Below are 22,336 nucleotides of genomic sequence, written 5' to 3' on the forward strand. Positions count from 1 at the left end.
CACCACCCCAGGCCGTACCCTTCGCCGGTGAACGACGGGGGCCTTCAGGGCGACGAACAGCCGGCGTCGACCAGTGCGACACCGACTGAGGCGACGACGGAGCTGGCACCTTCGCCGGCGGTGGAAGGTGCGCTCGCCGGTCCGGTTCCGGAAAACCGGCGGCGTCGGCGGTGGCCACTGTGGACCGCGATGCTGGCGGTGCTGCTGACGCTGAGCATCGGCGTTCCGGTGGTGCTGCTGACCGGCGGGGCGTCCGATGTCGAGGTAGGCGAGCCGGCGACCGCCGCCTCGCCGACGGAGAACCCGACCACCGTCGCCGCCCGACAGATCGCCGAGCGGATCACCGCGCAACTCGACAAACAGGCCGCCGCGCTGCTCGGCGGCGACCGGTCCGGGTTCGCCGCGATCGCATCCTCAGCCGTACGCCCGGATCTGCGCCGTCGGTTCGACGCGCTCAAGGCGCTGCGGGTCATGCACTGGCAGGGGCGGCCGATCGGCCTGCCCACCTCCGCCGGCCGGGCGGGGGAGTGGCGGGTGTCGATCGAGTTCCAGTACTGCTTCGTCGTACGGAACTGCCAGCCGAGCCCGATGGCGGTCGAGACCCGGTGGCGGGACGGCGCGGAACCTCAGCTGCTGACCTTTCCGAAGTCGAAGTCCTCGGCGTATGTCAACGGCCGCTACAACGGCCAGCCCGGCGCCCTGCCCTGGGAGGTCAGCAAGCTGGCCGTCCGGGTCGGCAAGCGGGTGATGGTGGCCAGTACCCCGGCGCACCGCGACCGGTTGCCGGGCCTGTTGAAGCGGGCCGAGGAGGCGGCGAAGGTGGCGGACAGCTACGTGGTGACCGGTGCGCCACCCGACCTGTACCGCGTCTTCTACGCCGGGCCGAAGGAGTGGGACCGTTGGTACGGCGGTGACCAACCGGAATGGGGCGCGGGGTACGCGGTGAACGTCGGCGGCGGCCATCACGAGGTGGTGCTGGCGCCCGAGACGCTCGGCTACGGCCCCGGGCTGGACGAGCTGCTCCGCCACGAGCTGGCCCACACCGCCTCGCTGCCCGACAAGAACTACTGGGACGACTCGGCCTGGTGGCTGATCGAGGGGTTGGCCGAGCACGCCGGTGCCGAAGGTCGGCCGGTCGGACGGTACGAGGGGCTGGTGCCCACCCGACGGCTGGTGCGGGGCGACTGGGACGGCAAGCTGGACAAGCTCATACCCGCCGACGACGCGCCCTACGAGGAGGTGGCGGGCAACTACGGGATCGCGTACCTCGCCTTCCGGCATCTGGTCGACCGCTTCGGCGAGGAACGGGCCTTCGCCTTCTTCAAGGCGGTGGTGTACGACCTGCGGCTACCGGCGCAGACCAGCGAGGAAATCTTCGGTCAGTCCTGGTCGAGCCTACGCAAGGAGTGCGTCGCGTACGTCCGCAAGGCCGTGCGGTGACCGGCATGACAGGTTCAGACGTGCCTGCCGATCCGTCGGTTCCGGCACCCGGGCAACCTCGGCGGCGTTGGGGACTGTGGGCCGCGCTGCTTGTGGTCGTGTTGCTTGTGGCTTGCAGCCTGCCGGCGGTGACGGTACTGATGATCGAGTCCGGTCGTGAGGGTGACGACGGAGCATCGAGCGAGTCGGCCAACCCGACCGAGAACCCGACCACCGCGGCAGCCCGGCAGCTCGCCGAGCGGATCGGCGCACAGCTGAACCGCCAGGCGGCCGCCCTGCTCGACGGGGACCGGGCCGGGTTTCTGGCGATCGCTGAAACCGGAGCCGCGCGCACCGAGCTGCGCCGCCGGTACGACTCGCTCAGAGCGCTGCGGGTGGCCCGTTGGGTGGCCAGCCCGAGCGGCCTGCCCACCAGGGCGGGCGAGGTGGGCGAGTGGCGACTGCGCGTCTCGATCAACTACTGCTTCGTGACCGCTTCGTGCCAGCTGAGCCCGATGGTTGTCGACACCAGGTGGAGCGACGGACCGGAGCCGCGGCTGCTGGAGATCGAGAGGTCGAAGTCCTCCCCGGACGTGCTCGGCCAAGCCAGCGGTCAGCCCGGCAACGTGCCCTGGGAGATCAGCGAGTTGACAGTGGTGGTGGGCAAACGAACACTCGTGGCGACCGTACGGGAGCATCGCGAGTTGCTTCCGATCCTGCTGCTGCAGGCCGAGGCGGCAGCCAGGGTGGCCGATCGGTACGCGGTGGACGGTACGCCGCCGGACCGGTATCGGATCTTCTATGCCGGCAAGGAGGAATGGCAGAGCTGGTACGGCGGCGGACAACCCGAATGGGGGATCGGTACGGCGATAAGCATCGGCGGCGGTCACCACGAGGTTGTACTCGGGCCGGACAGCCTGTACTACGGACCCTACCTCGACCAGGTGCTCCGGCACGAGTTCACCCACGCGGCGACGATGCACGACGGCTACTGGGAGGATTCGGCCTGGTGGCTGGTTGACGGGTTGGCCGAGTACGTGGCGGCGAACGGTCAACCGATCGCCCGTTACCCGGCGCTCGCCGAAACCCGGCGGCTGGTGCGCGGCGACTGGGACGGCAGGTTCGACGACCTCTACCCCACTGCCGAATTCTCCGACGAAGAGGTGAACGGAACCTACGGCATCGCGTATCTCGCCGTGGGGTACTTCATCGAGCGGTTCGGTGCCGACCGGTTGCTCCCCTTCTTCAAAGCTGTGGTGCATCAGGGCCGTCGACCAGCCCAGACCTCGGAGGAACTGCTTGGCGTGCCCTGGTCCGAGCTGCACGAGGAGTGCGTCGCGTACATCCGCGCGGCGGTGCGCTGACCTGGTGCCCTGGCAGGGCCGACATCGACAGCGACTCGTAGCATGTGTCGCGTGCGCCGCTCCGACTCGCCGCGGCTGCCAGCCATGCGGCTCCGCCTGCTCACCGTCCTGCTCGCCGTCACCGTGCTGACCGTCACCACCGCCGCCTCCTGCGGTGGCGACGAACCGTCGATCACGCTCGCCGCCGCGGCCCGAGCGGCCGTGGCGGAGGAGATCGACGCCCCCGCCACCGTCGTGGCGCGGGCGGCGGCCACCCTCACCGCCCCGGCGGACGGCACGCTGGCCCGTCTTCGGGTCAAGCCGGGCCAGCAGGTCAAGCGAGGCCAGGTGCTCGCCGTGATCAGCTCACCGCCGGCCCGGGAACGGCTCCGCCAGGCGCGGGACGCGCTGAACGCGGCGAAGCGCGCCGGTGGGGGCGGTGGCGGCGGTGACCTCGCCGGTTCCCTGCGCGGCACCGACCGGGCCGCCGAGCAGACGCACGCCGCCGCCCGCGCGGCCGCCGCGAAGATCAGTGACCCGAAGCTCCGGAAGGCGCTGCTCACCCAGGTCGAGGCGGCACAGCGACGGTACGACGCGGCGGCCCGGGCCGCCGACCGGGCGGTCCGGGAGGTGCAACGCGGCGTCCGCAACCTGAACTCCGCCGTCAGCGCGCTCGCCACCGCCCAGCGACTCCAGGCCCAGCAGGCGTACGACCTGGCCAAGGCGAACGTCGACGCGTTGACCCTGCGCGCCCCGATCGCCGGGGTGGTGCAACCGGGCGGCGCCAGCAGCGGCGGCGGCTCGGCGGGGGCGCTCGCCGGGTTGCTGGAGTCGGGCGGAGTGCCGCCGGGGATCGACCCGGGGGCCCTCGGCGCACCGGCCGGCCCGCCGCCCGGGGTGGACACCGCCATACCGGTGGGTGGTCGGGTCACCGCCGGCACCGCGGTGCTGACCGTTGTCGACACCCGCGATCTGGGTCTGCTCGCCGAGGTCGACGAGACCGACGTGCTGCTGGTCCGGCCCGGGCTGACCGGCACCGTCGAACTGGACGCCGTCACCGGTGCCAGCTACCCGGCGACGGTCCGCTCGATCGACGTGCTGCCCAGCACCTCGGCCCGAGGTGGGGTGAGTTACCGGGTACGACTCGCGCTCGGCGCCGGCAGCTTCGGCGAGGCGGAGCCGGCACCCACCCCGCGCCCCGGGATGAACGCGGTGCTGCGACTGCGGGTACGGGAGGAGGCGGACGCGGTGACCGTGCCCGCGTCGGCGCTCTTCTCGGTCGACGGTCGGGACACCGTCTGGCTGGTCCGCGACGGCCGTGCCGACCGGGCGGTGGTCACCGTGGGCGTGCAGGGTCAGGACCTGGTGCAGATCGTCGACGGGGTGCAGCCCGGCGACCGGATCGTCGTCCGGGGCACCGACCAGGTCCGCGAGGGCCAGGAGGTCGGGTGAGCCAGGGTCCGGCCATCGAGGCGTTCGACGTGTCCCGGACGTACGAGTTGGACGGCGTCTCGGTGCCCGCCCTGCGGGGTGTGTCGTTGACCGTCGGAGCCGGCGACTACGTGGCGCTGGTCGGGCCCTCCGGCTCCGGCAAGTCCACGCTGATGCACCTGCTCGGCGGCCTGGACCGGCCCAGCGGCGGCCGGCTGGTGATCGGTGGCCGGGAGGTGGGCAGCCTGTCCGCACCGGAGCTGGCCCGGCTGCGCAACGAGACGATCGGCTTCGTGTTCCAGGCGTTCCATCTGCTGCCGCGTACCTCGGCGGTGGACAACGTGGCGCTGCCGCTGGTGTACCGGGGGGTGGGCGCGCGCCAGCGGCGGGAGCGCGCCGCCGCGATGCTCGGCCGGGTCGGCCTGGAGCACCGGCTGCACCACCGGCCCAACCAGCTCTCCGGCGGCGAGCAGCAGCGGGTGGCGATCGCCCGGGCCCTGGTCACCGACCCGACCGTGCTGCTGGCCGACGAGCCGACCGGCAACCTGGACAGCACCACCGGCGCGGCCGTGCTGGAACTGCTGGAACGGCTCAACGTCGAGTCCGGGGTGGCGCTGGTGATGGTCACCCACGACGCCGAGGTGGCGGCCCGGGCCCGGCGGCGCATCGCCATGCGGGACGGCGTGGTCGTCGCCGACAGCGCGGTGGACGGCGGGGCCGGCGCGTGAGACTGGCCGAGGCGTGGCGGGTGGCGTGGGACGCGCTGCGGGCGAACCGGATGCGCAGCGCGCTGACCATGCTCGGGGTGGTCATCGGGGTGGCCTCCGTGGTGCTGCTGGTGGCCATCGGCACCGGCACCAAGCAGCGGGTGGAACAGCAGGTGGAGGGGCTCGGCTCCAATCTGCTGCTGGTCGTGCCGGGGCGACTGGACGTGGGTAGCGCGCCGGCGCTCTCCCCGCTCACCCTGAAGGACGTGGACGCGGTCGGGCGGGTGGTCGGTGATCCGAGTCGGGTGGCCGTGACGGTCGCCTCGGGTGCGACCGTGCGGGCCGGCAACCGGGAGGACTTCACGACCGTCCAGGGGGTGCTGGAGACGACCCCGACGGTCTTCGCCCGGGAACTGGGCCGGGGTCGTTACCTGACCCGTGCCGATGTGGACACCAGCCGGCGGGTGGCGGTGCTCGGCGACTCGGTCGCCCGCTCCCTCTTCCCGGACCGGGAGGCGGTCGGCCAGCAGATAAACGTGGCCGGCGTCCGCTTCCGGGTGATCGGCGTCTTCACCCCGCTCGGGCAGAGTCTCGGGGTCGACCGGGACGACGAGGTGCACGTGCCGGTGACGGCGGCGCAGCGGCTCTACGGCATCCAGCGGGTCGACGCCATCGCGGTGAAGGCGCCGGACCGGGAACGGATCGACGAGCTGGGTGACCGGATCGTGGCCGAACTCAACGACCGGCACCCGGGTACCGAGTTCAGCGCCGTCACCCAGGAGCAGATCCTCGGGGTGCTGGGTGACATCCTCGGCATCCTGACCGGCGTGCTGGCCGCCATCGCGGGCATCTCGCTGCTGGTCGGCGGGGTCGGCGTCTCCAACATCATGCTCGTCTCGGTCCGGGAGCGGACCCGGGAGATCGGGCTGCGCAAGGCGGTCGGCGCCCGGCCCCGGGACATCGGCGTGCAGTTCCTGCTGGAGGCGGTGCTGCTGACCTCGGTCGGTGGGCTCACCGGGATGGCCCTCGGGGTGGGCGGCGCACTGCTGGTGGCCGCTGTCTCACCCATCCCAGCGGCGGTGACCTGGTGGTCGCTGGCACTGGCCTTCGGCGTCTCGGCGGCGGTCGGCATCGTCTTCGGCGTGGTACCCGCGCAGCGCGCCGGTCGGCTCGATCCGGTGGTGGCCCTGCGCGCCGAGTGACGTCCCCGATACCCGCGGCCGAGGTTGATCGTCGCCAAAATTCCAAGGATGGTACTCGACCAGGGGTTTTTCGCCGCCACGCCGGCACCCATCCATGATCAGTTGCAGGAAGGGATCGCGCCGGTCACAGCCGTCCCGCTACCGTACTGGTAACACGCGCGTCGCCGGCCGCGCGGGAGGACCCGTGTGGCGGCACGCGCCGGGCATGGGATGGGTCGGGTGAGCCATGGCCGGGTCGCAGTCCGACGGTCGGCTGTCGGAGGTCAAGTTCCTGACCGTCGCCGAGGTGGCGACGGTCATGCGGGTGTCGAAGATGACGGTCTACCGCCTGGTGCACAGCGGCGAGCTGACCGCGGTGCGGGTGGGCAGGTCGTTCCGGGTGCCGGAGCACGCGGTGCACGAATACCTGCGCGGCGCCTTCCAGGAGACCGCCTGACCCTGGTGCGGCCGGGTCACGCGGACCCGGTGGAACGGGCATCGAGCGGGGGCGCGTTGGTCCTGCTGACGCAGTCCCGCTACGCTGGACTCCGATCGTGACCGCTGGTGCGCTCCGCCGCCCACCCCGCCGGTCCGGTCCCTGTCCGCAAGCGGTCGCTGACGCCACGGGTTCGTGGTGTCCTCCCGGTCGCGCCGCACGTTGCATCGAAAGGCTGTCGTATGGGCTCGGTGGTCAAGAAGCGCCGCAAGCGCATGGCTAAGAAGAAGCACCGCAAGCTGCTGCGCAAGACCCGCGTCCAGCGTCGCCGTCTCGGCAAGTGACCGACGCCGGGCCTGGTCCGGCGTCCGTCCCTTGCCAACTGTCGACCCTCGGAGGCTCAGGTGATCAGGCCGTGGCTGTTCCGGCTCGGTCCCACCTGCCGGGGTAGGTGCGAGACATGACCCCCGGTGGCTCCCAGAGCCCTCCGGGGGTCGTCGTCGTGACCGGGGTCAGTCGCTATCTCGGCGCGCACGTCGCTGCCCGGCTCGCCGCCGACCCGCGGATCGATCGGGTGATCGGCATCGACCTGCCGGAGCCGGGGCCCGAGGTCGACGCACTGCTCGACCAGGTGGAGCGGATCCGGGTCGACGCCGGCTCGGTGGGTGGCCTCCTCGCCGACCTCGACGTGGACACCGTGGTGCATCTGGCGCTGGTCAGCTCCCCTGACCCACAGCACGGTGGCCGGGCGGCGATGAAGGAGCAGAACGTCATCGGCACCATGCAGCTGCTCGCCGCGTGCCAACGGGCACCACGGCTACGCAAGATCGTGGTCCGCTCCTCCACCGCTGCGTACGGTGCGTCGTTCCGCGACCCGGCGGTCTTCACCGAGGAGACCGAGCCGCGCGAGGTGCCGCGGGGCGGTTTCGGCCGCGACATCCTCGACATCGAGGGGTACGTCCGTGGCTTCCGTCGCCGACGCGGCGACGTCACCGCCACCGTGCTGCGCTTCGCACCGTTCATCGGCTCGACGGCGGACACCACGCTCACCCGCTACTTCGCCCAGCCGGTGGTGCCGACCATCTTCGGCCGGGACGCCCGGTTGCAGTTCCTGCACTTCGACGACGCGCTTGAGGTGCTGCACCGGTCGGTCGTCGGTGATCATTCCGGCACCTTCAACGTCGCCGGGCCCGGGGTGCTCGCGCTGTCGCAGGCGATCCGTCGAGCCGGCCGGGTCGCCGTGCCGGTGCTGGAGCCGGGCCTGTCCGGAGCCGCCGCGTTGGCCCGGGTCATGGGCTTCGGTCGCTACGGCCTCGACCAGGTCGACCTCTTCGTGCACGGCCGGGTGGTGGACATCTCCCGACTGGAGCGGGAGTACGCTTTCACGCCCCGCTCGACCGCCGCCGCCTTCGACGACTTCGTCCGGGCACACCACGGACGTGCGGTGGTGACCCGGGAGCAGTTGGCCGCCGCCGAGCAGTTGGTGCTCGACCAGATCCGACAGGTTCGGGCCGCCGTCCGGGAGCGGTCGTGACCGGGCCCGAGGAACGGCACGACGAGGCACGCCTCGACGGCCGGTACGCCGTGCCGGCGCCGGTGGCCCCCGACGTGACGCGACGTAACGGGCACCGCCCGAGCGCGCCGGACCAGGCGGGCGACGTCTGGGACCGCCGGGTCGCCGCCGGCCTGGCCTTCCTGCGCCGACGGCTGGCGGGCGACTACGAGGTGGACGAGTTCGGCTTCGACCGCGACCTGACCGGGGCGGTCTTTCATCCCCTGCTGCGTCGGCTCTACCGCGACTGGTTCCGTACCGAGGTCACCGGCCTGGAGAACGTACCCGCGGACGGGGCGGGGCTGATCGTCGGCAACCACTCCGGCACCGTGGCACTGGACGCCTTGATCCTCTCCACCGCGCTGCACCACGAGCATCCCGATCACCGCAACCTGCGGCTGCTCGGCGCGGACCTGATCTTCCGGATGCCGGTGGTCTCCGAGATCGCCCGCAAGACCGGCGGCACGATGGCTTGCAACCCGGACGCCGAGCGGCTGATGCGCAACGGCGAGCTGGTGGGTGTCTTCCCGGAGGGCTTCAAGGGCGTCGGCAAGCTGTACGCGCAACGCTACAAGCTGCAACGCTTCGGTCGGGGTGGCTTCGTCTCGGCGGCGCTGCGCACCGGCACTCCGATCGTCCCGGTGGCCATCGTCGGTGGCGAGGAGATCTATCCGATGCTCGCCGACATCAAGCCACTGGCCCGACTGCTCAAGCTGCCGTACTTCCCGGTGACACCGACCTTCCCCTGGCTCGGGCCGCTGGGCATGGTGCCGTTGCCGAGCAAGTGGCTTATCGAGTTCTGTCCGCCGATCCCGACGGAGCACCTGATGGACTCCGCGGACGATCCGCTTGTCGTGTTCAACCTCGCCGACCAGGTACGCGAGACCATCCAGCAGACCCTGCACCAGCTGCTGGAGCGCCGGCCTGACCCGTTCGGTCCCTGACCGATGCGACAGTGACCGGCTGCCCGGCGTGCCCGGCTGATCCGCCGGCCAGCTCGCAGCGCCCGCCCGGTCAGGAGCAGGCGGTGGGGATCGGACCGAGCGTGTCGCTGGTGACGGTGAATTCCTGGCCGCAGGCGATGGCGGCGCGCACGGCCTCGGCCCGCTCGGCGACGGATTCGAGCAGGGCCAGCGATGCGGTGGTGCGTACCCGGTCGACCCGGGATCCCCGGTTCTGCAGTGCGCCAAGCGATCGCCGCTGGTCGGTGAGGAACGCGTCGACCGCGGCCAGCGCCGCGGGATCCGAGCGCTGCACGGCCGCCCCGGTGAGCAGACGTACGCCCTGCCGGGTGTCCGCGTCCATGTCGTCGAGCACCGTGCGGTATCCGCCGGGGCTGCCACCCAACGTGGTCGCCTCGGCCAGCCGGGTGCGGGCGAAGTCGAGGAAGAGCTGACCCCGGCTGATGTCGGAGCTGGTGAGCGCGAGCTGCGCCCGTTCGGTGCTGCGTTTCATCCCGTACAGCGCGTCACCGGGCACCGCGTCCTCGCTGGCGGCCGAGATGCCGGAAACGGCCACGGCACCGGCGGCGATGCCGATCAGGATGGCACCGCGAGCGCGGGCTCGGCGGGCGGTCACCGGGGGCAGGAGCGTCCCACGACCGGAAGACGTCTTCTCGGCCGGTCGGGCGGGGACCGGCGCGCCGACCCCCTCGCGAGCGGCGGTGGCCAGCAACATCGCCCGGAGGCCGGTGCGAAATTCCGGGTCGACCTCGGCGTCCGGCGGGTTGGCACCGAGGTGCCGGCCGAGCGCGACGAGCGGCGCGAGCCGGTCGTCGTCGGTGGATCGCACGTGATGACGCCGGCCGCCGTTGGCTTCGTCGAGAAGCTGCGCGAAGCGCTCGGCGCGCCGACGGGAGAAGAGGGCGTTGTCCACCGTGGCACCTCCTCTCGCTGGTCACGGCCGGTCGGCCGCGTTCACCGCCAGCGACCGATGACCCCGCGACACCACAGCGGATGGCCGTTGTCGGCACCGTCGTAGGTCATCCGGAGGCCCCCGAGGGCTCCCAGCCTGTCACCGGTCGCACCCGGAGAAACGCGCCGTGCCGGGGGCGGGTTACGGCCCGGCCGGTGCCGAAATTACGCAAAGTGATCGTGGTGAGGCCGGCGCGCGCGGCGGCCGGCCGGTGCGGACGGCCATCGTGGTGGTGCGGGGAGATCACGGCTGGAAGCCGTCCGGAAGCAGCCGCGCCAGGGCCCGGACCGCCCGGTACTGCAACGCCTTGATCGCACCCTCGTTCTTGCCCATCGCCCGAGCGGTCTCGGCCACCGAGAAGCCCTGGAGAAAGCGGAGCACGATGCACTCCTGCTGCTCGGGGTTGAGGCGTTTCACCGCGCTCAACAGGGCGACGTTCGTGATGTGTTCCACCACCGCGGCCTCCGGGCTGCCCTCCGGACCCCGATCCTCCCGGTCGGCGTCCAGGACGTCGCCGGTGGTCACCTCCAGCCGGTACCGGCCGGACTTGAAGTGGTCGGCGACCAGGTTGCGGGCGATGGTGACCAGCCAGGCCCCGAGGTCGCGGCCCTGCCAGGTGAAGCTGCCGATCCGCTTGAGGGCGCGCAGGAAGGTGTCCGAGGTGAGGTCCTCGGCGAGTTGCCGATTGCCGACCCGGAAGTAGACGAAGCGGAACACCGTGTCCACGTAGCGGTCGTAGATCAGCCCGAAGGCCTCGGCCTCGCCCGCCTGGGCGCGCTCGACGAGAGCCCAGACCTCGGTCGCCGGATCGGACGGATCCGGCCGGCTCGGGAACCCGGTCGAGGTGCCGGTCGGTTCGGCCACTGCCGGGATCACCGCGGTCTCGGTGGTGGACACCTCGGCGACCGGTGCGTCCCCACTGCGCCGAGCCTGGGCCGGCATCGTGGGGCGGTTCGGGGAGGCTACCCGACCGCCGGCGGATTTGGCGTTTCCACCGGGTACGGGTGGTCGATGCGGCGGCTCGTTCTGATGAGGCCGACTGCCCACCCGGCGAGCGGCACCGTCACCTCGGGTGGTGACGTTGGCCGACGCGTCCGGTGCGCCGTGAACGCCGCCGCGTTCGTTGATCGGAGCGCGGGCGGCCGGACCGGTCAGGCCGACCGGACGTTCGGCGAATCCGAAGGTGGTCATCGCCCCGCCTCCGTTCCGCCGGTGGCCGCCGGGTCGGCAACGACCGGTCGACCGGTCGTTGCCCCGCCGGGCAGGGTGGCTCCGGGGTGTGCCGGCGGGCGGCAGATCCCCTTGAGGTGCTGGTCCAATGCGCTCAACGGCACGGGGGCCTCCTCGGGCTGAGGGGTGTCGACTCACGGCAAATGGGGTGAGCCGACCCGAGTGATGATAGGGCCAACGTCACCCGCGCGTGGCAAGTCCGTTACACAGGGCCGAAGTATTTCCCGACGTGTCGCCGACCCGGCGGACCGGTTGTCCGTCGGGTGTGGTTGACAACTGGGGACCCACCTGATCCCCATTGGAGTCACTGTTCGTGCAGGTGACGGGCGGGATCAGCGTGGGGTGCCGAGGTCCGGCGGAAACCGGCTACCGTACCGGGCCGGGCACCCCCGGTCCGTCGCCGTCGCACCTGTACCGCACCGTCGGTGACATGGTCTGGTTCCGTGAACGGGACTCGCGGACGTGGCCGTACGGATCGGGCTGTGCCAGACTCAGCCACCGTGCAGGATCCTGACTCGGTCTCCGGTCCCAACCTCGCCGACCGTCTTCGCCGGGCGGCGCAGCTGCACGCCGGCAAACCCGCACTGCACTGGCGGCAGCGGACGATCACCTGGTCCGAACTGGACGAGGCGGTGAGCGGTGCGGCCCGGGCACTGGCCGCAGCCGTGCCGGTGGCCGACGCCTCCCGGCCAGGGGCAAGGGTCGCCGTGGCGCTGCCGAACGTGCCGGATTTCGTGGTCAGCCTGCTCGGCGCGCTGCGCGCCGGGCTGATCGCGGTACCGGTGAATCCCGGGCTGACCGCCCGGGAACTGCGGCATGTCCTGGCGGACTCGGGCGCGTCGGTGCTGATCGGTACCGAGCGGATCCGGGATCTGGTGGCGGAGCTGGACCTGCCTGCGCTGGTGGCGGTGCACACCGGCGCGCCGGCTGCCGGTGGCGACCGCACGTTTCCGGCCCGAGGCGCCGACGACCTGGCGGTGCTGCTCTACACCTCGGGCACCTCGGGCTGGCCGAAGGGAGCCATGCTCTCCCACGGGGCGTTGGCGGCCAACCACGAACAGATCGGGCGGATCGAGCCGCCGGTGGTCGGCCCGGACGACACCGTGCTGCTGGCCCTGCCGCTGTTCCACGCCTACGGGCTGAACGCCGGGCTGGGTGCGGTGCTCCACCATGGTGCGACCGGGGTGCTGGTCGACGATGCCGGTGCCGACGCGGCGCTCGCCGAGATCGCCCGGCACCGGGTGAGCGTCCTGGTGGGCGTACCGTCGATGGTGCAGGCTTGGGCCCGGGCGGGCGCCGACAGCCTCGCCGGGGCGATGGCCGGGGTGCGGCTCGTGGTGTGCGGCGCGGCACCGCTGGAGCCGGCCGACGCGGCGCGCTTCAGCGAGGCCGCCGGACCTCCGGTGCACGTCGGGTACGGCCTGACCGAGACCGCCCCGGTGCTCACCTCGACCCTGGTCGGCGGCGAACCCCGGCCCGGCTCGATCGGCCGTCCGTTGCCCGGCGTGCAGGTGCGGCTGGTCGGGGCGGACGGTACGGAACTGTGGCGCGACGGAGTGGCCGCGCCCGACGACGATCCGGACGAGATGGACCTCACCGACCCGGCCTCGGGTACCGATCCGGGACAGCTCGTGGTGCGTGGCCCGAACCTGTTCTCCGGGTACTGGCCGGACGGCGCCGGCGGACCGGACACCGACGGTTGGTGGGCCACCGGCGACGTGGCGTACGCCGACGCCGACGGCGACCTCTTCCTGGTCGACCGGATCGGCGAGCTGATCCTGGTCAACGGCTTCAACGTGTATCCGCACGAGGTCGAGCTGGTGTTGTCGGCCCATCCGGCGGTGGCGGAGTCCGCCGTAGTGGGTGTGCCGCACCCGAGGACCGGGGAGACTGTCCGGGCGTACGTGGTGCCGAGGCCGCAGGCCGCGGTGGCACGTACCGAGCTGATCGCGCACTGCACACGTAACCTGGCCAGATTCAAGTGCCCGACCGAGGTCGAGTTCGTCGACGTGCTGCCACGCTCGGTGATCGGGAAGGTACGCAAGACCCTGCTCGGTACGACGGAGGAGACCGATGCGTGAACCCCGCCTGACGCTGATCACCCGTCCCGGCTGTCACCTCTGTGCGGACGCCAAGGCGGCGCTCGACCGGGTGGTCGCGGTCACCGGCGACCGGTGGACCGAACGGGACGTCAGCGGCGACGTGGAGCTGGAACGCGAGTACGGCGACCGGCTGCCGGTGGTGCTGCTCGACGGCAGGGAACACGGCTACTGGCGGGTGGAGGAGGAACGGCTGCTGCGTGACCTGACCACCCCGCAGCTCTGAGGCCGCCGCACCGGGGTACGGCCGGATAAGGTGCGGCGATGACCCCTGCGAGCACTCATCTGGTGTGGGACTGGAACGGCACCCTGCTCAACGACCTCAGCCTCGTGGTGGCCTGTACCAACGCGGTGTTCGCCAGCGAGGGCGGGCCGAGCGTCACCCCTGACGAGCACCGGGTGCGCTTCCGCCGACCGATCGCCGACTACTACGCGGAGATCCTCGGTCGCGCGGTGGACGATGACGCCTTCGGTCGGCTGGACAAGATCTTCCACGACGCGTACCGGATGGGGCTGACCACGTGTGAGCTGGCGCACGATGCCGTGGACGCGATGGCGGCCTGGTCGGGCAGCCAGTCCCTGTTGTCGATGTGGTTCCACGACGAGCTGGTGCCCGCCGTGGAGACGTACGGCCTGACCACTCGGTTCGCCCGGGTCGACGGGCTGCGGGCACAGATCGGCGGCGACCGCAAGGCGGAGTCCCTGGCGCGGCATCTCGACGCGCTGGGCATCGACGGCCGGTCGGTGGTGCTGATCGGCGACTCGCTCGACGATGCCGACGCGGCCCGGTCCGTGGGTGCCCGCGCCGTCCTCTACAGCGGTGGCTTCACCGACCGCGCCCGGCTGCTCGGCTCCGGCCACCCCGTCGCCGACACGCTCACCGAGGCCGTGACCCTCGCCACCAGTTCCACCGACCCACCGCGCCGTTCCTGACGGTTTCGCGCGCGAAATTCGGCGTGTCGGGGCGATAACTTCATGATCGGCGAATTTGAATGAGGGCCGGGGGCTACGTGTGATTGGTCAGAGAAGTCGGGATTGAGGGATAATCGCGCGGGCAGTGATGGCGAGGTGATGATCGATCTTGTGGGATGGAGGGGCCGGTGGGTACGCGGGCCGGGCCAGCAAGATCGCGATTTGTGCACGTCTTCACAAGCGCCTACTCTGTAATTCCGACGCGCCCCGCTAGCACAGCCGGCAACATCGGTCGCCAGCGGGAGTCCCGAAACGGCCGACCGGTGGAGTTGGTCGAGGATCGCACCGCACGGAGTCTCATGAGTCAGCACCGTCACCCTGGCGCGCCCGGTCGCGCAGGTGCCGTACCGGCGCTCCCGGACCTGCCCGAGGCGACGGTGGCCCGGCTCCCCGAATACCTCCGAGCCCTGCACAACCTCGCGGAAACCGGTCACGAGACGGTTTCCAGCGAGGGGCTGGCCAATGCCGCCGGGGTGAACTCGGCCAAGCTCCGTAAGGATCTGTCCCAGCTCGGCTCGTACGGCACCCGGGGCGTGGGCTACGACGTCGGGCTGCTGATCGATCAGATCGAGTACGTGCTCGGGCTCACCCAGCGCCGGGCGGTGGCCCTGGTGGGGGTGGGTAACCTCGGTCACGCCCTGGCCGGCTACGACGGCTTCGCCAGTCGTGGGTTCCGGATCGCCGCCCTCCTCGACGCCGACCAGGAGCGGGTCGGCGAGGAGATCAACGGCCTGGTCGTCCAGCACATCGACGAGCTGCCCCGGGTGGCCGCCGAGGAATCCATCGCGATCGGTGTCATCGCCACCCCGGCCGCCGCCGCGCAACGGGTGGCGGACCAGTTGGTCGCCGTCGGCGTGACGAGCATCCTGAACTTCGCGCCGTGCGTACTCTCGGTTCCCGAAGGGGTCGACGTGCGCAAGGTCGACCTGGCGATCGAGTTGCAGATCCTGTCGTTCCACGAGCACCGCAAGGCATCCCTGACCGCGCTGCCCGCCGCCGGTGGGTCCGCCCTCACCGCCCTGCCCGGTGGTCTCGCGGTCACCGAGAGCCAGGAGGCGATCGGCACGTGAAACTCCTCGTCGTGGGCGCGTCCTACCGCACCGCACCGGTGGCCACCCTGGAACGGCTCGCGGTGTCACCAAGCGGGCTCGACCGCACCCTGGAGCGTCTGGTCGCGCAGCCGTACGTGAGCGAGGCCGTCCTCGTCTCCACCTGCAACCGGGTGGAGGTCTACGCGGCGGTCTCCGGTTTCCACGGCGGCCTCGGCGACATCTGTGCCGTGCTCGCCGAGCAGGCGGGTTGCCAGCCGGCCGCGCTGGCCAACCACCTCTACGTGCACTTCGACTCGGCCGCGGTGGATCACGTCTTCCGGGTGGCCACCGGCCTGGACTCGATGGTGATCGGCGAGGCGCAGATCCTCGGGCAACTGCGTGACGCCTACCACTGGGCCAGTGCGGCCGACACCGCCGGCCGGCTGCTGCACGAGCTGATGCAGCAGGCGCTGCGGGTCGGCAAGCGGGCCCACTCGGAGACCGGGATCGACCGCGCCGGCCAGAGCGTGGTGACCGCCGCGCTGGGACTCGCCGCCGGTCACCTCGACGACGACCTCAGCGGTCGCCCCGCACTGATCGTCGGTGCCGGGGCGATGGGGTCACTGGGGGTGGCGACGCTGTCCCGGCTCGGTGCCGGGCCGCTGACCGTGACGAACCGGAGCACCGACCGCGCCGTCCGGCTGGCCGAGTCCTACGGAGCCGGCGCGCGACCGATGGCCGAGTTGGCCGACACCCTCCGCACGGTGGATGTCGTGGTGGCCGCCACCGCCTCGCCCGAGCCGGTCCTCTCCCGCGAGGTGGTCGCCGCCGCGACCGCCGACCGCGCTCCCGGGCGTGGCCCACTGGTCCTGCTCGACCTCGCGGTGCCGCGAGACGTCGGCCCCGGCGTCGCCGAGCTACCCGGCGTCGAGGTGATCGACATCGACCGGATGGCGGCGCTGCTCGCCGACGGCCCGGTCGCCGCCGACGCCGCCGCCGTCGAGCGGATCGTGGCCGGCGAGGTCGAGTCCTTCCTCTGCTGGCTGCGCGGTGCCGACGTGGCACCGACCGTCGCCGCCCTGCGCGGCCGGGCCGACGACGTGGTCACCGCCGAGCTGCGCCGGCTCGCGCAACGCCGTCCCGACCTCAGCGACGACCAGCGTGCCGAGGTGGCGCGTACCGTGCACCGGGTGGTCCAGCGGCTGCTGCACCAGCCGACCGTCCGGGTCCGTCAGCTCGCCGCCGAACCCGGCGGCGACCAGTACACGGCCCTGCTGCGTGAACTGTTCGACCTCCAGGTCCCGCAGACCTCGCCGGTGGACACCGTGCCCGACATCACCCCACCCGCCGGAGGCGAGCGATGAACGAGGCCCCGCTGCGCCTCGGTACCCGGGGCAGCAAGCTGGCGATGGCCCAGTCGGGGCAGGTCGCCGAGGCGTTGACGGCGCGTACCGGACGTGCCGTCGAACTGGTCGAGGTGGTGACCGCCGGCGACCGGTCCAGCGCGCCGGTGCACCGCCTCGGGGTGGGCGTGTTCGTCTCCGCGCTGCGTGACGCGCTGGTCGCCGGGACGATCGACTTCGCGGTCCACTCGTACAAGGACCTGCCCACCGCGACCGCGGCGGGGCTGCACATCGCCGCGGTGCCGCCGCGACAGGATCCGCGTGACGCGCTCGTCGCCCGCGACGGCAGGACGCTTGCCGAACTTCCGCCCGGCGCGGTCGTCGGCACCGGAGCGCTGCGCCGGATCGCCCAGCTGCACGCGCTGGGCATGCCACTGTCGGTCACCCCGATCCGGGGCAACATCGACACCCGGCTGGCCCGGGTGCTCGGCCCGGACGCCGACCTGGACGCCGTCGTCCTGGCCCGGGCGGGCCTTACCCGCATCGACCGCGCCGACGCCGTCACCGAGACGCTCGACCCGATGCTGATGCTGCCGGCCCCGGCTCAGGGGGCGCTGGCGGTGGAGTGCCGGCTCGACGACACCGACCTGGTCGAGTTGCTCGCCATGCTCGACCACGCACCGTCCCGCGCCGCGGTCACCGCGGAGCGGGCGATGCTGGCCACCCTGGAGGCCGGATGCTCCGCTCCGGTCGCCGCCCACGCCGAACTCGCGGAAGGCGAGCACGGCGATGAGATCTACCTGCGCGGGGCGGTGATCAGCCCGGACGGTACGCACGAGGTCCGGCTGTCCCGCACCGGTACGCCCGCCGACGCGGCGGAGATCGGCAAGGCACTCGCCGCCGAACTCCTCGACCTCGGCGCCGACTCGATCCTCGGCCCGCAAGGACACCACGGCCCGGGGACCCAGCAATTTGGGAGCACAGAATGACCCGCACCCGTAAGCCCGTAGGCCGCATCGCGTTCGTCGGAGCAGGGCCCGGCGACCCGGGCCTGCTGACCCGCCGGGCGCACGACGCCCTGGTCGGCGCCGACCAGGTGGTGTACGACCGGGGCGTCCCCGAGTCGTTGCTCGACGTCGTCCGGGCCGAGGCCAGCTCCGACGCCCAGTTCACCCCGGCCGAGGGCGCGCCGGGCGACGTGGCCAAGATCCTGATCTCGGCGGCCCGCTCCGGGCAGAACGCGGTGCACCTGGTGGCCGGCGATCCGTTCGGTCACGACTCGGTGGTCAAGGAGGTGCAGGCGGTGGCGCGTACCGCCGCCCACTTCGAGGTGGTTCCCGGAGTCGGCCAGGCCGAGGGAGTGGCCACCTACGCGGGCGTGCCGCTGCCGGGCGTACGCACCGCCGCCGACGTCGAGGACGTCAGCGGCCTGGATTTCGACGCGCTGGCGGCGGCCGTGCAGCGCGGTTCGTTGGCGCTGGCGGTCGACGCCGGTGACCTGGCCGCGGTCCGTGACGGGCTGCTGGCCGCCGGCGTGAACGGCGCCACCGACGTCGGGGTGACCGGGGACGGCACCGGGGAGACGCAGTACACCACCACGTCGACCGTGGACTCCTTCGTCGCGGCGGCACTCGGTTTCACCGGCCGGGTCGTGCTGACCGTCGGCGACGGTGTCGGCCAGCGGGACAAGCTCAGCTGGTGGGAGAACCGTCCGCTGTACGGCTGGAAGGTGCTGGTGCCCCGTACCAAGGAGCAGGCCGGCGCGATGAGTGCCCGGCTGCGTGCGTACGGGGCGATCCCCTGCGAGGTGCCGACCATCGCGGTGGAGCCGCCGCGTACCCCCGCCCAGATGGAGCGGGCGGTCAAGGGTCTGGTCGACGGCAGGTACGCCTGGGTGATCTTCACGTCGGTGAACGCGGTGCGGGCGGTCTGGGAGAAGTTCGCCGAGCACGGGCTGGACGCCCGGCACTTCGGCGGCGTCAAGATCGCCTGTATCGGCGACGCGACCGCCGACGCGGTCCGCGCCTTCGGCATCCAGCCGGAGCTGGTGCCCTCCGGTGAGCAGTCCTCCGAGGGCCTGCTGGCCGAGTTCTCGCCGCACGACGAGGTGCTCGACCCGGTCGGCCGGGTGTTGCTGCCGCGTGCCGACATCGCCACCGAGACGCTGGCCGCCGGGCTCACCGAGCGCGGCTGGGAGGTCGACGACGTGACCGCGTACCGGACGGTCCGGGCCGCTCCGCCGCCCGCCGAGATCCGGGACGCGATCAAGTCGGGCGGGTTCGACGCGGTGCTGTTCACCTCGTCCTCCACGGTCCGGAACCTGGTCGGCATCGCCGGCAAGCCGCACACGCGTACCGTTGTCGCTGTGATCGGGCCCAAGACGGCGGAGACCGCGACGGAGTTCGGCCTGCGGGTCGACGTCCAACCGCCGCACGCGTCGGTGCCCGATCTGGTGGAGGCGCTCGCCGGCTACGCCGTCGAGCTGCGGGAAAAGCTCGCCGCGATGCCGGCGAAGCAGCGCCGTGGTTCGAAGGTCCAGGGGCCGACGGCGTTGAGGTTCCGGTAGCCGTTCCGGCTCCGGCTGGTCGTCAGGGAGGGTTCATGCCGTACCCAGAGATGCGGCCCCGTCGGCTGCGCCGCACGGCAGCGATGCGTCGGTTGGTCTCCGAGACCCGCGTCGACCCGGCCGAGCTGGTCGTGCCGATGTTCGTCAAGGAGGGGCTGACCGAGCCGCGCGCCATCGCCTCGCTGCCGGGAGTGCTCCAGCACTCGCGCGACTCGCTGCGTAAGGCGGCGGTGGAGGCGGTGCAGGCCGGCGTCGGCGGGATCATGCTGTTCGGCGTGCCCGCGTCACGCGACGAACGTGGCTCCGGCGGCATCGACCCGAACGGCATTTTGAACGTCGCGATCCGGGACGTGGTCGCCGAGGTGGGCGACGCCACGGTGGTGATGAGTGACCTCTGCCTGGACGAGTTCACCTCGCACGGGCACTGCGGGCAGCTCACCCCGGCCGGCGAGGTCGACAACGACGCCACCCTCGCCGCATACGCCGAGATGGCCGTGGCCCAGGCCGCCGCCGGGGTCGGGGTGGTCGGCCCGTCCGGCATGATGGACGGCCAGGTCGCGGCGGTACGCGCGGCACTCGATGCGGCCGGTCACACCGACGTGGCCGTCCTCGCGTACGCCGTGAAGTACGCCTCGGCCTTCTTCGGCCCCTTCCGGGACGCGGTGGAGTCGGCGCTGGACGGGGACCGGCGGGCCTACCAGCAGGATCCGGCGAACCTGCGCGAGTCGCTGCGCGAGGTCGCGCTGGACGTCGCCGAGGGTGCCGACATGGTGATGGTCAAGCCGGCGCTGCCGTACCTCGACGTGGTGGCCGCGGTCCGCGCCGCCGTGGACGTGCCCGTGGCGGCCTACCAGGTCTCCGGCGAGTACGCGATGGTCGAGGCGGCCGCCGCGAACGGCTGGATCGACCGGGAGCGGGTGATGCTGGAAACCCTCACCTCGATCCGCCGCGCCGGTGCCCAGATCATCCTCACCTACTGGGCCGTCGAGGCCGCCCAACTGCTCCGCGAACGCTACTGACCCGGCTCGACGGCCCTGCTCGCCTCCCCGCACGCCGCAATGCTGACGGCTGACGGCTGACCGCTGAGGCGACGGGCCTGTGCACGCCGACACCCGTCAGCACTGGTCGACCAGCGCCTCGGCCACAGCTGTCACTCTGAGTGTTTCTCCTCCACCCCCACGGTTGTCCCTGCCCATCCTTTGCTCTGCTTCAACCCACGCACAGCTTGCGGAGGGTAGTTGTCGGCGGATGGCGCGTTGAGGACTCGGCCTCGCTCAACTGCTGGTCAGAGAGGGTTGCGTGGGTTGAAGCAGAGCAAAGGGCGTGCAGGTGTTTATCGGGAAGGGCGGAGGGAGGAGGCCTCCCCGTCACTCAAGGTGATAGTCGCTCAAGGTAGCGGTCGTCCGCCTGGTGCGGTGTCAATGGATGCCGCGAGGCCGGATATCCACAGGTTTTTCCACAGGGGTTGCTGCCCTGTCTTGTGCAGCGGCAAGGTCGGGGCATGTCCACCGTCTTCGAGCCGCCGGACCTTGGCCCCACCGTCGGTCCCTTCCCCATCGCCGGTCTGGTGCGACGTGCCCGCCGGATCGTCGGGCTCAGCCAGTTGCGGATGGCCCGGTTCGCCAAGGTCGCCCCGTCGACCGTCGCGCGGGTCGAGGCGGGCAGCCTGACGCCGAGCTTGGCGGTGCTGGAGCGGCTGCTGGGTGCGGCCGGGCTCTACCTCGTGGCCGTCGACCAGGAGGGGCGGGTCGTGCTGCCGATGGAGGTCTGGGACGATACCCGGGACGGGGCCGATCGTCGCTACCCGGCTCACCTGAACACCATTCTCGATCCGGAGCCGGGCGAGTGGTGGGCGGACATCTACGGGCTGGCCCGCCCGCCGGAGACCTACCACCGTTCCCGGGCCGACCGGGAGGCGCGGCGACGCCGCAGTCAGTGGGAGGTGCGGGTGGCCAAGTACCGCAACGTGCCGCCTCCGCCGGACCCGGGTACCTGGTACCGGGACTGACGGGCGGGCAGCCGACGGTCAGCGGGTGGCGTCGAGGCGATGGACCAGCTCGGCGACGTCGACGCTGTATTCGCACCAGTCCCGGTCGGTGCGGTAGCCCAGCTCGGCGTTGACCTTGAGCATGGTCTCGTTTGCCTGCGCGTTCCAGGTCTGTACCTCGGTCAGCTGCGGCTCGGCCGAGCGCAGCTCCAGCAGCATCCGAGCCTTCATCGCCCGGTCGATGCCGTAACCCCGGTGATCCTGAACGACAATGGTGTCGTACTGGTCGGCGCGGGTCGGGTGCTGGGCTGGCACCACCACCTCGGTCAGGCCGGCCACCTCACCGGTCTGCTCGTGCAGGGCGAGCACGATGTACGGCTTCATGCCCCGCCGGTGCAGGCAGTCGAGGCTGTCCCGGAGCCGCTGCGGATCGTACGAACTGGGTCGTAGCTCGCCGTCCTCGATGTCCCGGATCTCGGCCTTGGCCCGCGCGTACGCCTCGATCAGCTCGTCCGGTGGGCCGCCGGGGTGGAACTGGACGCGGTAGCCCGCCCCGAGGCCGGTGGACATCTCCGCCAACTCGGCCCAGTCGACGCCGGAGAGGTCGAGGACGCTGCGGGTCTCCACGTACTCCCGGCTGAAGCCGAGCGATTCGTAGAAGGCGACGGCGGGAGTGTCGCCGACCACCTCCACCCCGATCGACTCGAAACCTTCCTGGTAGACGCGGCGGGCGGCGCGCAGGACGAGATCACGGCCCAGACCACTGCGCCGCGCGGACGGGTGGACCAGGACCTCCAGCACACCGATGTTGCCGAGCAGCAGCACGTGAACCTGACCGAGGATGGCTCCCGGAACGCCGTCGACGTCTGGCTCCTCCTCGGCGATCCAGGAGATCCGTCGTTCGCCCGGCATCACCTCGGCGAGGTACTCCCGCAGGGAACTCTCCCGCCACGGCGGATCCTGCGGGAGATCGGCCGCCAGGACCGCGTTCAGCGTGTCCAGCAGCGACGCGATCTCGGCGGACGACGCGGTCCTGGGGTCCCACTCGCGCACCATCACCCGTCTAGCTTGCCGTTAACCGCAGCCGGGGGGAAGTGTCCAGTTCTCCAATGTATGCGGACGATC

The 22,336-nt window shown here is 71.8% G+C and carries 21 protein-coding genes; 18 read left to right on the top strand and 3 right to left on the bottom strand.

Annotated elements, in window-relative coordinates:
* The first annotated feature begins 27 nt into the window (after positions 1–27).
* The 9 genes from KBX00_RS21495 (at position 28) to KBX00_RS21535 (ending at position 9,013) form a co-directional block, all read left to right on the top strand.
* Positions 28–1,440 (top strand): hypothetical protein, encoded by a 1,413-nt coding sequence (locus tag KBX00_RS21495; RefSeq protein WP_307869016.1) that lies wholly within the window; start codon positions 28–30, stop codon positions 1,438–1,440.
* A gap of 128 nt (positions 1,441–1,568) precedes the next feature.
* Entirely contained in the window at positions 1,569–2,783 is a 1,215-nt protein-coding gene (locus KBX00_RS21500; RefSeq protein WP_307869019.1) for a hypothetical protein, read from the top strand.
* 42 nt (positions 2,784–2,825) lie between these two features.
* Positions 2,826–4,214, top strand: a complete 1,389-nt coding sequence (locus tag KBX00_RS21505) for an efflux RND transporter periplasmic adaptor subunit (protein ID WP_210829703.1) — start codon at positions 2,826–2,828, stop codon at positions 4,212–4,214.
* The gene (locus KBX00_RS21510) at positions 4,211–4,921 is read left to right on the top strand and encodes an ABC transporter ATP-binding protein (protein WP_210829705.1); all 711 of its coding nucleotides are present in this window, start codon (positions 4,211–4,213) and stop codon (positions 4,919–4,921) included. The genes KBX00_RS21505 and KBX00_RS21510 overlap by 4 nt, the downstream gene beginning before the upstream one ends.
* Positions 4,918–6,102: an ABC transporter permease gene (locus tag KBX00_RS21515; RefSeq protein WP_210829707.1), complete on the top strand. Its 1,185-nt coding sequence runs from the start codon at positions 4,918–4,920 to the stop codon at positions 6,100–6,102. Before KBX00_RS21510 ends, KBX00_RS21515 begins: the two co-directional genes overlap by 4 nt.
* A 226-nt stretch (positions 6,103–6,328) precedes the next feature.
* Complete coding sequence (locus KBX00_RS21520) at positions 6,329–6,538, top strand: helix-turn-helix domain-containing protein (protein ID WP_007465625.1); 210 nt, start codon at positions 6,329–6,331, stop codon at positions 6,536–6,538.
* A 221-nt stretch (positions 6,539–6,759) separates the two neighbouring features.
* Positions 6,760–6,861: a 30S ribosomal protein bS22 gene (locus KBX00_RS21525; protein WP_007465623.1), complete on the top strand. Its 102-nt coding sequence runs from the start codon at positions 6,760–6,762 to the stop codon at positions 6,859–6,861.
* A gap of 116 nt (positions 6,862–6,977) precedes the next feature.
* Entirely contained in the window at positions 6,978–8,051 is a 1,074-nt protein-coding gene (locus KBX00_RS21530) for an NAD-dependent epimerase/dehydratase family protein (protein WP_210829709.1), read from the top strand.
* A gap of 74 nt (positions 8,052–8,125) precedes the next feature.
* Entirely contained in the window at positions 8,126–9,013 is an 888-nt protein-coding gene (locus KBX00_RS21535) for a lysophospholipid acyltransferase family protein (protein WP_210829831.1), read from the top strand.
* Between the two features lie 70 nt (positions 9,014–9,083).
* On the opposite strand, the gene KBX00_RS21540 is transcribed toward KBX00_RS21535, so the two are convergent.
* Entirely contained in the window at positions 9,084–9,944 is an 861-nt protein-coding gene (locus tag KBX00_RS21540; protein WP_210829711.1) for a DUF5667 domain-containing protein, read from the bottom strand.
* A gap of 282 nt (positions 9,945–10,226) precedes the next feature.
* Complete coding sequence (locus KBX00_RS21545) at positions 10,227–11,174, bottom strand: ECF subfamily RNA polymerase sigma factor, BldN family (RefSeq protein WP_210829713.1); 948 nt, start codon at positions 11,172–11,174, stop codon at positions 10,227–10,229.
* Between the two features lie 539 nt (positions 11,175–11,713).
* Between KBX00_RS21545 and KBX00_RS21550 the strand changes: the two genes are divergently transcribed.
* The 9 genes from KBX00_RS21550 (at position 11,714) to KBX00_RS21590 (ending at position 21,232) form a co-directional block, all read left to right on the top strand.
* The gene (locus tag KBX00_RS21550) at positions 11,714–13,294 is read left to right on the top strand and encodes an AMP-binding protein (protein ID WP_307869023.1); all 1,581 of its coding nucleotides are present in this window, start codon (positions 11,714–11,716) and stop codon (positions 13,292–13,294) included.
* Entirely contained in the window at positions 13,287–13,538 is a 252-nt protein-coding gene (locus KBX00_RS21555) for a glutaredoxin family protein (protein ID WP_210829717.1), read from the top strand. Before KBX00_RS21550 ends, KBX00_RS21555 begins: the two co-directional genes overlap by 8 nt.
* A 38-nt stretch (positions 13,539–13,576) precedes the next feature.
* On the top strand, positions 13,577–14,245 hold the full coding sequence (locus tag KBX00_RS21560) for an HAD family hydrolase (RefSeq protein WP_210829719.1): 669 nt from the start codon (positions 13,577–13,579) through the stop codon (positions 14,243–14,245).
* Positions 14,246–14,583: 338 nt separating this feature from the next.
* Positions 14,584–15,354 (top strand): redox-sensing transcriptional repressor Rex, encoded by a 771-nt coding sequence (locus KBX00_RS21565; RefSeq protein ID WP_164448464.1) that lies wholly within the window; start codon positions 14,584–14,586, stop codon positions 15,352–15,354.
* Positions 15,351–16,679 (top strand): glutamyl-tRNA reductase, encoded by a 1,329-nt coding sequence (locus KBX00_RS21570; protein ID WP_210829721.1) that lies wholly within the window; start codon positions 15,351–15,353, stop codon positions 16,677–16,679. The genes KBX00_RS21565 and KBX00_RS21570 overlap by 4 nt, the downstream gene beginning before the upstream one ends.
* Positions 16,676–17,647: a hydroxymethylbilane synthase gene (gene hemC / locus KBX00_RS21575; RefSeq protein WP_210829723.1), complete on the top strand. Its 972-nt coding sequence runs from the start codon at positions 16,676–16,678 to the stop codon at positions 17,645–17,647. Before KBX00_RS21570 ends, hemC begins: the two co-directional genes overlap by 4 nt.
* Positions 17,644–19,224, top strand: coding sequence for a uroporphyrinogen-III synthase (locus KBX00_RS21580; RefSeq protein WP_210829725.1), 1,581 nt, complete (start codon positions 17,644–17,646; stop codon positions 19,222–19,224). The genes hemC and KBX00_RS21580 overlap by 4 nt, the downstream gene beginning before the upstream one ends.
* A gap of 35 nt (positions 19,225–19,259) precedes the next feature.
* On the top strand, positions 19,260–20,243 hold the full coding sequence (gene hemB / locus KBX00_RS21585; RefSeq protein WP_210829727.1) for a porphobilinogen synthase: 984 nt from the start codon (positions 19,260–19,262) through the stop codon (positions 20,241–20,243).
* Positions 20,244–20,725: 482 nt separating this feature from the next.
* Positions 20,726–21,232 carry a helix-turn-helix transcriptional regulator gene (locus KBX00_RS21590; protein ID WP_210829729.1) on the top strand — a complete coding sequence of 169 codons (507 nt, stop codon included), beginning with the start codon at positions 20,726–20,728 and terminating at the stop codon, positions 21,230–21,232.
* An 18-nt stretch (positions 21,233–21,250) separates the two neighbouring features.
* Here the strand turns inward: KBX00_RS21590 and KBX00_RS21595 are convergent, their stop codons facing one another.
* Positions 21,251–22,267 (bottom strand): GNAT family N-acetyltransferase, encoded by a 1,017-nt coding sequence (locus KBX00_RS21595; RefSeq protein ID WP_210829833.1) that lies wholly within the window; start codon positions 22,265–22,267, stop codon positions 21,251–21,253.
* Positions 22,268–22,336 lie beyond the last annotated feature (69 nt).

The organism is Micromonospora sp. C95 (genome assembly GCF_018070465.1).
Taxonomy (GTDB): domain Bacteria; phylum Actinomycetota; class Actinomycetes; order Mycobacteriales; family Micromonosporaceae; genus Micromonospora.